The sequence below is a fragment of the Paraburkholderia sp. EG286A genome, from assembly GCF_040965375.1.
GTDB lineage: Bacteria > Pseudomonadota > Gammaproteobacteria > Burkholderiales > Burkholderiaceae > Paraburkholderia.
Window position 1 is genome coordinate 1250884 of record NZ_JBFRCB010000002.1, and the last position, 12704, is coordinate 1263587.

At 68.3% G+C, this 12704-nt stretch carries 9 protein-coding genes; 5 read left to right on the forward strand and 4 right to left on the reverse strand.

Going from position 1 to position 12704, the window contains the following annotated elements; genetic code table 11:
- Positions 1-64 precede the first annotated feature (64 nt).
- A complete protein-coding gene (locus tag AB4Y35_RS12210) occupies positions 65-214 on the reverse strand; it encodes a DUF3096 domain-containing protein (RefSeq protein WP_081771773.1) in 150 nt (49 codons plus the stop codon).
- Between the two features lie 232 nt (positions 215-446).
- Between AB4Y35_RS12210 and AB4Y35_RS12215 the strand changes: the two genes are divergently transcribed.
- The gene (locus AB4Y35_RS12215; protein WP_368704563.1) at positions 447-1757 is read left to right on the forward strand and encodes a lactonase family protein; all 1311 of its coding nucleotides are present in this window, start codon (positions 447-449) and stop codon (positions 1755-1757) included.
- 43 nt (positions 1758-1800) lie between these two features.
- Here AB4Y35_RS12215 and AB4Y35_RS12220 read toward each other — a convergent pair whose 3' ends face one another.
- From AB4Y35_RS12220 to AB4Y35_RS12230, 3 genes are all read right to left on the reverse strand, one after another.
- Complete coding sequence (locus AB4Y35_RS12220) at positions 1801-6429, reverse strand: DNA translocase FtsK (RefSeq protein ID WP_368704564.1); 4629 nt, start codon at positions 6427-6429, stop codon at positions 1801-1803.
- A gap of 211 nt (positions 6430-6640) precedes the next feature.
- On the reverse strand, positions 6641-7201 hold the full coding sequence (locus AB4Y35_RS12225) for an META domain-containing protein (RefSeq protein WP_342921085.1): 561 nt from the start codon (positions 7199-7201) through the stop codon (positions 6641-6643).
- A 94-nt stretch (positions 7202-7295) separates the two neighbouring features.
- A complete protein-coding gene (locus AB4Y35_RS12230) occupies positions 7296-7451 on the reverse strand; it encodes a hypothetical protein (protein ID WP_368704565.1) in 156 nt (51 codons plus the stop codon).
- A gap of 45 nt (positions 7452-7496) precedes the next feature.
- Here AB4Y35_RS12230 and purT point away from each other — a divergent pair, with 45 nt between their 5' ends.
- From purT to AB4Y35_RS12250, 4 genes are all read left to right on the forward strand, one after another.
- Positions 7497-8726 carry a formate-dependent phosphoribosylglycinamide formyltransferase gene (purT, locus tag AB4Y35_RS12235; RefSeq protein WP_368704566.1) on the forward strand — a complete coding sequence of 410 codons (1230 nt, stop codon included), beginning with the start codon at positions 7497-7499 and terminating at the stop codon, positions 8724-8726.
- Between the two features lie 50 nt (positions 8727-8776).
- Positions 8777-9172 carry an MliC family protein gene (locus tag AB4Y35_RS12240; protein ID WP_368690879.1) on the forward strand — a complete coding sequence of 132 codons (396 nt, stop codon included), beginning with the start codon at positions 8777-8779 and terminating at the stop codon, positions 9170-9172.
- Positions 9173-9287: 115 nt separating this feature from the next.
- Positions 9288-10934 (forward strand): acetolactate synthase large subunit, encoded by a 1647-nt coding sequence (locus AB4Y35_RS12245; protein ID WP_368704567.1) that lies wholly within the window; start codon positions 9288-9290, stop codon positions 10932-10934.
- Between the two features lie 24 nt (positions 10935-10958).
- Complete coding sequence (locus AB4Y35_RS12250; protein ID WP_368704568.1) at positions 10959-12395, forward strand: aldehyde dehydrogenase family protein; 1437 nt, start codon at positions 10959-10961, stop codon at positions 12393-12395.
- The last annotated feature ends 309 nt before the right edge of the window (positions 12396-12704 follow it).

The window sequence follows — 12704 nt, forward strand, 5'->3', positions numbered from 1 at the left end:
GCAGCACCCGCAAATACTCATCTCGCCTGCGTCAACAAACGCCGTCGGGCGCGACCTGAGCGGGTCACAGATGCCCGCCCACGCCGAACAGCCCGATGACCCCGATGATGATCAGATACAGCGCGACGATGTAGTTGAGCAGACGCGGCACGGCGAGAATCAGAATGCCTGCGATGAGCGCGACGAGCGGCCCGATGGCGACGTGAATGTTCATGACGGCTCCCTGGTGGCGGCGGGTTTCGAACCTTTGCGTTGATGCCCTGGTTGCTTGTTGTTGCTTCGACTTAGGTCTGGACTCGTCGCTGCGCGCTTGCGGGGCGGGCGCTCGCGACCTCTCCTATACTGGGCCGGTGTCCCAGTTATCAGACGAAAGCGGGACGAATACGGTCGGCATGGCGACGAGGGCCGACTCGCTCCCCTGGATCGACAAGAAAAAGGAGGTCGACATGTTCCTTCGCCGTGCCGCCGCAAACGCCGTGCCCACGCCCTCCCGCTCATCCGCCGATTCAGGTAGCCTTTCCCGGTCGCGCCGGACTGAGCGCCGATCCGCGCATCTCCTCACCCAGCTCGTCAAAGGTGTTGTCATCATGGCTTCCGTCGCCGCGACGCATGCGTTCGCGCAATCCGCTTCCACGACCGCGCCCGCGCCCGCGCCCGCGGGCGGTGTCTACAACCTGATCGTCGGCACCTATACGGGCGGCAAGAGCGAGGGCCTCTACGTCTATCACTTCGATACGCAGACGGGCGACATGCAGCCGGTCAGCGTGGCGAAGACGGTGAACCCGTCGTTTCTCGTGGTGAGCAAGGACAACCGCTTCGTCTACGCGGTCAACGAGCTGCCCGGCGACAACGGTCCCGCGAGCCTGCGCGGCGACGTGAGCGCGTTCGGCTTCGATGCCGCAAGCGGTCAGCTCGCGTTCCTCAACAAGGTATCGGCGCAGGGCAACGATCCGTGCTACCTGAGCCTCTCGCCGGACGGGCGCTATCTGTTCGTGGCGAACTACTCGGTTGCGGCCGACCCGGGCGGCAGCTTCGCAGTGCTGCCCGTGCAGCAGGACGGCAAGCTGGGCGAGTCCGTGCTCACCGTGCACCACGAGGGCGGCGGCCCCGTGAAGGGACGTCAGGACAATGCGCATGTGCACTCGACGGTGTTTTCGCCGGATGGGCACTATCTCTTCACCCAGGATCTCGGCACCGACAAGCTGTGGACGTATCTCTACACGCCGGACGGCAGCCGCGGCCTCGTGAGCCCCACCGAGTGGCGTTATACCGATGTGAAGTCAGGCAGCGGTCCGCGTCACCTGATCTTCGGCAATGACGGGCGTCACGCGTATCTCACGAGCGAACTGGCCGCCACCGTGACGGTGTTTGCGTATCACGATGGCCACATGAAGCTGGAACAAGTGGAGAAGCTCGCGGAGCCGGGCTTCAAGGGAACCCAGGGCGCGGCAGCGCTCCATCTGTCGCCGGACGGCAAGTTCCTCTACGTGTCCAATCGCGGCGACGCCAACGACATTTCGATCTTTGCCGTCGATGGCGAGAGCGGCAAGCTTAGGCGCGTGGGGCGCCAGTCGAGCCTCGGCAAGTCGCCGCGCGAGTTCGCGATCGATCCGACCGGGCAGTGGCTGATCGTCGGCAACCAGAACAGCGATACCGCCTACGTGTTCCGCCGCGATCAGCAGACTGGGTTGCTCGCGCCGAACCCGAAGCGCATCGAGATCGGCTCACCGGTCGATTTCAAGTTCGTCGCGCAGTAACGGCTCGAGATGACGAAAGAAGGCGCGCGGCGCGCCTTCTTCCTTACTCGCCCTGGCCGCCGCCGGGCACGAGCACTTCGCGGCTGCCGTTGATGCCCATCGGCGAAACGAGTCCCGCCGTTTCCATCTGTTCGACCAGACGCGCGGCGCGGTTGTAGCCGATGCGCAGTTGCCGCTGCACCGACGAGATCGACGCGCGCCGCGTGCGCACGACGAACGCGACGGCCTCGTCGTAGAGCGGGTCGGCTTCGGCGTCGGGCGAGTCGCCGAACAGGTCCTGCGGCGCGCCTTCGGCAGCCGGGCCGTCGAGAATGCCTTCGACGTACTCGGGCTCGCCGAACTGCTTCAGATACTCCACCACGGCGTGCACTTCCTCGTCGGCGACGAACGCGCCGTGCACGCGCTGCGGGTAGCCCGTGCCCGGCGGCAGGAACAGCATGTCGCCCTGGCCGAGCAGCGACTCGGCGCCCATCTGGTCGAGAATCGTGCGCGAGTCGATCTTCGACGACACCTGGAACGCCACGCGCGTCGGAATATTCGCCTTGATGAGACCGGTGATGACGTCCACCGAAGGACGCTGGGTCGCGAGAATCAGGTGGATGCCGGCGGCGCGCGCCTTCTGTGCGAGACGCGCGATCAATTCTTCGATCTTCTTGCCCGCAACCATCATGAGGTCGGCGAGTTCGTCGATCACGACCACGATCATCGGCAGCGGCGAGAGCGGCTCGGGGGCTTCCGGCGTGAGCGAGAACGGGTTGCCGATCTTCTTTTCGTGCGCTTCGGCGTCGCGGATCTTCTGGTTGAAGCCCGCGAGATTGCGCACGCCCACCGCCGACATCAGCCGGTAGCGCTTCTCCATCTCGCCCACACACCAGTTGAGCGCGTTGGCGGCGAGCTTCATGTCGGTCACGACCGGCGCGAGCAGATGCGGAATGCCTTCGTAGACGGACAGTTCGAGCATCTTCGGGTCGATCATGATGAGCCGCACGTCCTCGGGCGTCGCCTTGTAGAGCAGCGAGAGGATCATCGCGTTGATCGCGACCGACTTGCCCGAACCGGTCGTGCCCGCCACGAGCATGTGCGGCGCCTTGGCGAGATCGGTGACGATCGGATGGCCGACGATGTCCTTGCCCATCGCGATCGTGAGCTTCGACTGCGAGCGATGGTAGGGCGCCGATTCGAGGATCTCTGAAAGGCGGATCATCTGGCGGCGCGCGTTCGGCAGTTCAAGGCCCATGCAGGTCTTGCCGGGGATCGTCTCGACCACGCGGATCGACGTGAGCCCGAGGCCGCGCGAGAGATCCTTCATGAGGCCGACGATCTGGCTGCCGCGCACGCCGAGCGCGGGTTCCACTTCGAAGCGCGTGATGACCGGGCCCGCCGAGGCGCCGACCACCGTCACGGGGACCTTGAACTCCTGGAGACGCTGCTCGATGAGCTGGCTCGTCTCGGCGAGCTTCTGCTCGGAGACGGGCTCGATCTCGGACGATGCACGCTCGAGCAGATCGAGCCCAGGCAGTTCGACCGCCGATGCGCTGAGCGGCTCGAATACGAAGGACGTGGGCGCGTGGCCGCGCACGGGAGCGCGCTGGATTGCGGGCTCGGGGGCTTCGACCAGCTCGGGTGCTTCGATGGCTTCGGGTGCTTCGGATGCGGACTCGAAGTCGGGGCTCGCGGCGCCGGGATCGGTCGCGATGGCGGGGTAGGGCGCCGCGATCGGCGTGGCAACCGGCGTCGCCGCGGGCTGCGCGGGAGTCGGCGTGAGCGTGGGCTCGGCAACGGCAGGACGGCTTTCCGGCTGCGATTCGGCAACCCATGGCGGCGTTGCTGTGGGTGCGGGCGCTTGCGCTGCGGGCAGGGGCGTTGCGTCAAAAGCCGTTGTCTGGGTTGGCGGCGCGCCAGGTGCCGGCAAGGCCTCAGCGGCTTCGTTCGCAACGCCTTGCGCTTCATCCATCGACGCGGGTTGCTCGCCGACGCTGGCGGATTCGCCGCGCGCGACGGGCGCGAAAGACTCGCTCGCCTTCTGCTCCGCCACTTGCGAAGGCGTTGCGTCGAACGGCGTCTCGGGAACCGCATGTGCAACCTCGGGTGCGACATGGGCAGGCGTCGCGTGCGCAGAGGTTTCGAACGTGCTGCCGTACGTGCCGTACGCCGATTCGTCGCGGGTCGCCGTCGACACCGGTTCGACCGCTACGTCGGCGCCGGTGCCTGCTTCGAGCGGTTGCTCGCTAACCGGCGCTGCGTGCTGCGCAGGCGTCGCGGCGGTGTCGGGTTGCGCGTCGCGTGCGAAGCGGGGGAAGTGCACGATGTTCGACGCGGCCGCTGTGTCGAGCTGATCGTGTGCTTCGTGCGCATCGTCCGATTCGGCCGGAGCGGGTTGCTCGGCTCGCGCGCTTGCGGCGACCGGCGTTTGCGTCGCTGCGGGCACTGGTACTGGCACTGGCGCCGGTGCCACAACGGGAGAAACTGCTGCAGGCGCAGGCGCAGGCGCAGGCGCAGGCGCAGGCGCAGGCGCAGGCGCAGGCGCAGGCGCAGGCGCAGGCGCAGGCGCAGGCGCAGGGGCAGGGGCAGGCGCAGGCACCTGCTCCTGCACCGTCGACGGGCTGAACGTGAAGAACGGTTCGGCGGCGTGCGTCTCGGCGGGGGCGGTGGACGGTTCGTCGTCGAGCAGGATCCACGGCATGCCGTGATCGAGCATTGGCCACGCCGAGGGCGTTGCGGCTTCCTCCGCTGCAGCTTGCACCGGCTCGACATGCGTTGCCTCGCTCGAAGCGCCTTGCGCGGCTTCGTCCACGTGCGCAGCCATCGGTTGCCAGGCAGTCGGCGCAGCCGTGTAGCCGGCGCTGACCGGATTCGGCTCGAACGATGCCGGGTTCTGAGCCACGGCAGGGTAGGAGGCAGCGGACGTCGCGCCCGGCGTCGTGTCGCCCGGTTGCGCCGAGGCCTGCGTTTCCACGAACGACTGCACACCCGCGTTTGGCGAAACGTAATCGCCGTCCGGCTGCGTGACCGGAGCGGACGTCGCGTCCAGCAACCCGGCCGACGGCATCACCGGCAGCGCCGCCGTCGCGATGTCCGGCGATGCGCTCGGGAATTGCGCGTGCGTCTGTTCCTCGCCCGTGAGCGCACCCGCTTCGTCCAGGGTGCGGCGTGCGAGGCTCGCGCCGGCGAGCGTGGTCCAGCGCGCAGCGTTTTCTTCGATCGAGCGCAACGTTTCGAGCACGCTCGTCGAGAGCGGCGCCTCCGCCTGCGGCGCGCTGGTGGGGGCGGGGCGCGAGTAGGCCGGCGTCGCGGGCGGCGCTTCGGCTGGATGCGAACCGAACGGCGCCGTGCGCGGCGCACTCATGGGCGGGGGAGGGTTCACGCGCGCGGGCTGCCCCTGCCAGACGTACGGCTTAGGCGGCTTCGCGACGCGCGGCGGCGCGGCGGCCGCGGCGCGCGCGGCCGTGCTGCCCGCCGCGGGCGGCGGCGCTGCGCGGCGCGGCATGACGGGTTGCGCGAACGGCGAAGTCAGCGGATCGAGCGGCGCCGGCGTCGTGCCGAACGCGGCACTACGCGCGGCGGCCGCGGCTGCTGCGGCACCGGCCGCGAGCGGCGCAGCGTGCACCGCCGCCGCCGAAGCTGTGCGCGCGCCCGCGCCGGTCATCGCGGCGGCCATGGCCGGTCGCGTGTGAGCCGTCTCCGCCCGCCACGGGGCATTGGGCTGCGCAGGGACGCCCTGCGCCCCATGCACTCCCGCCACGTCCTGCACTGCGCTCGCACCGCGCGCCGGCTGGCGGCGCGCGTCGCCAAGCGGCGCGCCTGTCTGCAACGGCGCGCGCGGCGGCTCCATCGGGGCTCGCGACGCACCCGCAGGCGGCGTTGGCCCCGGCGCACGCGTGCCGCGCAGCCAGTCGGCGGCCGCGGTCGGTTCGGTGCGCGCCCACGCCGCGGAGGGATCGGCGGGACCACGGAAGCCCGGTTCGGCACGCCACGAACCCGCATCCGCAAACGCGTCCTGAGCGGTGGAGGCGGCCGACGCCGCGCCGAATCCCGTGGCCATCGCGCCGGCTGCGCGCGGGTTGTCGCGACCCTCGCGCACGTCGCGCACATCGCGCACATCGCGCACATCGCGCACATCGCGCACATCGCGCACATCGCGCGCCGGCGGGCGCCAGATCGTCGGCCGTTTGCGTCGCGCGCCGTCGCCGGGCATCGGCGGATTGAAGGTGGCGGCGCTATGCGCGGGCAGTCCCTCTTCGGCCGCCGCGCGGCGGCTGCGGCGTTCGCGGCGCGGGCTGTCTTCGGTGTCGCGCGCGGCGCGGATGTTCAGGCCGAGCCCGAGCGAGATGTCGGCCCACGCGAGGAATTCGCGCCAATGGAAGTCGAGCAGCCACGGCAAGCTCACGAGGAGGAGCGCCGTCATCGCGAGCGGCGCGGCCACGTGGCCGATGAGCTTGCCGAGCCCGCCCGCAAGCGCGTGGCCGAGCGCGTTGAAACCGGCGATGTCGATGAGCGTTGCCTCGAGTGCGCAGCTCGCCACGAGCACGCCGACGAAGCCGAGCCAGAGCCGGATCGTGCCCGGGCCGCGCAGGCCCGCGCCGCCCGGCAGCACGGACTTGACGAGACGCCAGATCAGAGGGATGAACCAGACGGCCGAAACGCCGAACCAGCCAGGAACTACCGTGTGCATGCCAAAGATGTACGTAGAGAAGGTGTGCGACGTGTGGAGTGTAACCGCTCGGCCCCTGCGCGCCGCCATCCACATGAGGGTGGTGTTGCGCGCGGTACGGCGGGCGTTGCGCGGCCGACACGCCAGAGACCCTGCGCGCGCCGCTTTGGTTCGCGCGCAACAAAAAAAGCGCCGCGCCGGGTAAGGGCGCGGCGGCTCATGCGCGCAGCGTTCACTGCGCCGGTTTGGCGTCGGAGGCGGCGCCGGGCGTCGCGGCCGGGCCCGTGCCTGGCTCGGCGCCCTGCTCGGCGAACGTCAGGCGGTCGCCGTTTTCGAGCACGAGAAAGAGCGATTGCGGATGGCGCATCTGCACGCCCGAGCGCGCGATATGCGAGAGCGCTTCCAGATACGCGCCCTCGATATCGCCGCCTGCGCCGATGCACGCCATGCGCGTGCCGCCGAGCTGGCTGAACGAGAGCAGGCCGTTCTTGAGCCTGTACGCGCCGAAATAGCGGTTGCAGCCCGAAAAGCCGCTTGCGCGGCGCTGGCCGCTCTCGGTCGAGAGGTCGAGCGTAATGGGCCGGGCGTCGGGGTTTTCGGCGTTGCCGGCATCGGCGTTGCGCCCCGGCAGGGCGCGCATCGTGCCGTCGGCGCGCTTCCATTCCACGAGCTGCCAGTGCGTGTTGTCGAGCAGTTGCGTCGTGGCGGGGTTGAACGGATCGGGCAGCGGCGCGGAGGCGTCCGTGTGCACAGGCAGCTTGCACGCGCACACCAGCAGGGCCGCAGCGAGCATCGCCGTGCGCGAGGCCAGCTTTCGCGCGAATTCGCCTCGGGCAGGGCGCAGGCGCGGGCGCATATTCATGCGCGGGCTCTCGCTCGGCGTCTGGCTAATAGGCATCGCATCGTTCCTCGTAATCGACGAAGGCGTAAGCGTAACGCACCGCGCTGCAGCATGCGAGCGCAAACGTGCGCGCGCCGTGCTGGAAGCGGGCGGCCGCCGACGCGCCAACGCGCCTCGCCGCGGCGGGGTCGCGTGTTAACATCGGCGCTCTTACGCATTTGCGCCATACCGCCATTCTGGAGACATCATGCAAACCCGCCCCCGCATCGGCACGCCGCTTTCCGCTTCCGCCACCCGTGTCATGCTGCTCGGCGCGGGCGAGCTTGGCAAGGAAGTGATCATCGCGCTGCAACGTCTCGGCGTCGAGGTGATCGCCGTCGATCGTTACGAAAATGCGCCCGGCCATCAGGTCGCGCATCGCGCGCACGTGATCGACATGGCCGATCCCAAGGCGCTGCGCGCGCTCATCGACGCCGAACGCCCGCATCTCGTCGTGCCCGAAATCGAAGCGATCGCCACCGACGCGCTCGCCGCCGTCGAGGCCGAGGGTGTCGCCGAGGTGATCCCCACCGCGCGCGCCGCGCAACTCACGATGAACCGCGAGGGCATCCGCCGCCTCGCCGCCGAGGAACTCGGCCTCGCCACCTCGCCCTATGCGTTCGCCGATTCGCTCGACGAGTTGAAGGCGGGCGTCGCCAAGGTCGGCTATCCGTGCGTGGTGAAGCCGGTGATGTCGTCGTCGGGCAAGGGGCAGTCGGTCGTGCGCAGCGACGCCGACGTCGAGCGCGCCTGGGAATATGCGCTGGCGGGCGGCCGCGTGAACCGCGGTCGCGTGATCGTCGAGGGCTTCATCAACTTCGACTATGAAATCACCCAGCTCACCGTGCGCGCCATCGACCCGGCCAGCGGCCAGGTGCAAACGTATTTCTGCGATCCGATCGGCCATCTCCAGGTGGACGGCGACTACGTCGAATCGTGGCAGCCGCAGCCGATGAGCGCGAAGGCGCTCGAACGCTCGCGCGAGATCTCGCACAAGGTGACCGAGGCGCTGGGCGGGCGCGGTCTCTTCGGCGTCGAGCTGTTCGTGCGCGGCGACGAGGTGTGGTTCTCGGAAGTGAGCCCGCGCCCGCACGACACGGGGCTCGTCACGCTCGCGTCGCAGCGCTTCTCCGAGTTCGAACTGCATGCGCGCGCGATTCTCGGCCTGCCCGTCGATACGACGGCGCGCGGTCCGGGCGCCTCGGCCGTGATCTACGGCGGTATGGACGCGCGCGGCATCGCGTTCGAGGGCGTCGCTCAGGCGCTGGCCGTGCCGGGCGCGGATCTGCGCCTGTTCGGCAAGCCCGAGAGCTTCGTGAAGCGCCGCATGGGCGTCGCGCTCGCCACCGGCGCCGACACCGACGAGGCCCGCTCGCGCGCTCGCGAAGCGGCCGCGGCGGTGCGTCCGGTGCCGGGCGCGGGCGACGCCGCACAGTGAGCGTGCGGCGCGGGGCCGACGCGACGCCAATGCAACCTACGGAGAACACGATGATCGATGCTCGAAGCGGTGCAATCCGGCTGGCGGCGGCGTGCGGTCTCGCCGCCGCGCTGCACGTGGGCGCGGCGAGCGCGGCAAATGCGGCAGCCCCGCTCGAAGTGCGTGACATCCAGGTGCAGTCGCGCCATACGTTCAGCTACACCTGCGCCAACAGCAAGACCTTCAAGGTCACCTATCTGAACGCGGCCAACGGCCAGAGCTTCGCGCTCGTGCCCGTGGCAGGCCGCAAGCTCCTGTTCGTCGGCGTGATCGCGGCCTCGGGCGTGAAGTACGTCGCCGACCGCTACACGTGGTGGACCAAGGGTCCCGGCGCCGATCTCTACGACGTCACGTCCGACGCGAGTCCGAAGCCGGTGCTCTCGGGCTGCGCGACGATCATGCGCTGACGCCGAACGCACGCTTCACGACGCATTCCGCCTCGCGGGAGTAACCTGACGGCCTGTTCGCGAAGGCCGGCTGCCGCCCGCGCCGCCGGCCTCGCTCTTGCCAGCGAGGTGGTCGATGAAAGCATCGGATCTGTTCGTGAAGGCGCTCGAAGCAGAAGGCGTCGATTATGTGTTCGGTATTCCAGGGGAAGAGAACCTCGATCTGCTCGAATCGCTGCGGCGCTCGAAGATTCGTCTGATCGTCACGCGCCACGAGCAGGCCGCGGGCTTCATGGCTGCCACTTACGGACGGCTGACGGGCCGCACCGGCGTGTGTCTGGCCACGCTCGGGCCCGGCGCCACCAACTTCGTGACCGCCGCGGCCTACGCGCAGCTGGGCGGCATGCCCATGCTGATGGTCACGGGCCAGAAGCCCATCAAGTCGAGCAAGCAGGGCCATTTCCAGATCGTCGACGTGGTGCGCATGATGGAGCCGCTCACCAAGTACGCGCGTCAGATCGTTTCCATCGGCAACATTCCGGCGCTCGTGCGCGAGGCGTTTCGCCAGGCCGAGCAGGAGCGGCCCGGCGCCGTGCATCTCGAGCTGCCCGAAGACGTGGCCGACGAAGAGGGCGACGGCAAGCCCATTCCCAAGAGCTTCAGCCGCCGGCCCGTGGCCGAGGAAAAGGCCGTCGCGCACGCGGTCGGGGCGATCTGCAAGGCGCGCCATCCGCTTCTCATGATCGGCGCGGGCGGCAATCGCAAGACCACGCGCAACGTGCTGCGCGAATTCGTCGACGAGACCGGCATCCCGTTCTTCACCACGCAGATGGGCAAGGGCGTGATCGACGAATCGCATCCGCTCTGGCTCGGCAACGCCACGTTGTCGGACGGCGACTTCGTGCACCGGGCGATCGAGCACGCCGACTGCATCATCAACGTCGGCCACGACGTGATCGAAAAGCCCCCGTTCTTCATGCGCAGCGCGGAAGAGAGAACCGTCATCCATGTGAATTTTCTCGGCGCGGAAGTCGACCCCGTGTATTTCCCGCAGATCGAGGTGGTGGGCGACATCGCCAACGCCGTGTGGCAGCTCAAGGAAAGCCTGAAACCGCGCGAGCACGCGTGGGACTTCGCGCGCTTCGAGGAGATCAAGCGCCACTTCGAGGCGCATCTCGCCAAAGGCCAGCACGACGAGCGCTTTCCCCTGTACCCGGTGCGGCTCGTGCACGACGTGTACGGCGCGATGCCCGAGGACGGCATCCTGTGCCTCGACAACGGCATGTACAAGATCTGGTTCGCGCGCTACTACCGCGCACGCGAGCCCAATTCGATCCTGCTCGACAACGCGCTCGCCTCGATGGGCGCGGGGCTGCCCTCGGCCATCGCCACGAAGATCGTGCATCCGCAGCGCAAGGTCGTGGCGGTGTGCGGCGACGGCGGCTTCATGATGAATTCGCAGGAACTGGAGACGGCGGTGCGCCTGAAGCTCGATCTCGTCGTGCTGCTGTTGCGCGACGACGCGTTCGGCATGATCCGCTGGAAGCAGGAGAACATGAATTTCCCCGACTACGGGATGACGCTGCAGAACCCCGATTTCGTCGACTATGCGCAGAGCTACGGCGCGCATGGCCATCGCGTGGGGTCGGCGGACGAACTCAAGCCGCTCGTCGAGCAGTGCCTGGTCCAACCTGGCGTGCATGTGATCGACGTGCCCATCGATTACTCGGACAACGAGCGCGTGCTCAATCGCGACATCAAGCGCCTGAGCGCGCAGCTTTGACGCCGCACTTACGGAGAACCCGTCATGCTCAAACCGACTTATCCGTACTATCTGGCCAACGAGGCCGTCGCCGCCAACACCGACCTCGAAGTCACCGACAAATACAGCGGCGAAGTCGCCACGCGCGTCGCGCTCGCCGACGCGAAGGCGATCGACCAGGCCATCGCGGCGGCCGAAGCCGCCATGCCCGCCATGCGCGCGTTCCCGCCGTACAAGCGCCAGGCCGTGATCGATCATTGCGTGGCGCGGTTTCGCGAGCGCTTCGACGAGCTGGCGATGGCGCTGTGCATCGAGGCGGGCAAGCCGATCAACGATTCGCGCGGCGAGGCCACGCGCCTGATCGACACGTTCCGCGTGGCCGCCGAAGAGAGCGTGCGCATCGACGGCGAGATCGTGAATCTCGAGATTTCGGCGCGTGCGAAGGGCTATCACGGCTACGTGAAGCGGGTGCCGATCGGGCCGTGCTCGTTCATCTCGCCGTTCAACTTCCCGCTCAATCTGGCGGCGCACAAGGTCGCGCCGGCGCTCGCTGCGGGCGTGCCGTTCGTGCTCAAACCCGCGAGCCGCACGCCGGTGGGGGCGCTCATCATCGGCGAGGTGCTGGCGGAAACCGACCTGCCCAAGGGTGCGTTCTCGATCCTGCCGGCGCACCGCGACGGCGCCGACCTCTTCACCACCGACGAGCGCTTCAAGCTGCTCTCGTTCACGGGCTCGCCCGCGGTGGGCTGGGACCTCAAGAAGAAGGCCGGCAAGAAGAAGGTGGTGCTGGAACTGGGCGGCAATGCGGCGGCCATCGTCGACGGCGATCAGGGCGGCAAGCTCGACTACGTCGTCGACCGCCTGGCGTTCGGCGCGTACTACCAGTCGGGGCAGAGCTGCATCGGCGTGCAGCGCATTCTCGTGCACGCGTCGATTTACGACACGCTGCGCGAGAAGCTCATCGCCAAGGTGAAGACGCTCAAGATGGGCGACCCGAAGGATGCAACGACCTTCGTCGGGCCGATGATCTCGGAGTCCGAGTCGAAGCGTCTGGCGGGCTGGATGGAGAGCGCGGTGCTCGCGGGGGCGAAGATCGTCGCGGGCGGCAAGGTGGACGGCGCGATGTTCGAGGCCACGCTGCTCGAAGACGTGCGCCGCGACACCGACCTCTACCGCAAGGAGGCGTTCGGGCCGGTTGCGATCCTCGAGCGTTTCGACGATTTCGGCAAAGCGCTCGACATCGTCAACGACAGCGATTTCGGCCTGCAGGCGGGCGTGTTCACGGATTCGCTCGCCAACGCGCACCGCGCGTGGGACGGGCTCGACGTGGGCGGTGTGGTGATCAACGACATTCCGTCATTTCGCGTCGATAACATGCCGTACGGCGGCGTGAAGGACTCGGGCCTCGGGCGCGAGGGCGTGCGCTACGCGATCGAGGATATGACCGAACTGCGGCTGATGGTGATGCGCGAGACGTGGTGAGCAGGGAGCAGCGGGCTGGCGGAAAAAGGGTGCGATGCTTCGCCGCATGGTGCGCGGGGATTTCCCGTGCGCCATGTTGCAGAACGCATGGCCCGCTGCCATAGGGATTTATGCCAAGGTGCTACAATACCGGCCTTTCGGCCCTTTGCGCCTGCCACAAAGGGCGGGCAGAACGCCGGCAGAAAGCAAGCAGCAAGCAGGCAGCAAGCAGGCAGCAAGCCGCCCCGAGGCTTGCTGGATCGGCCTGAATCGCCGATCGAGCCGTTTTGACATATCCGGTGCGCACGCCAGTCAATAGACGAGGACGGT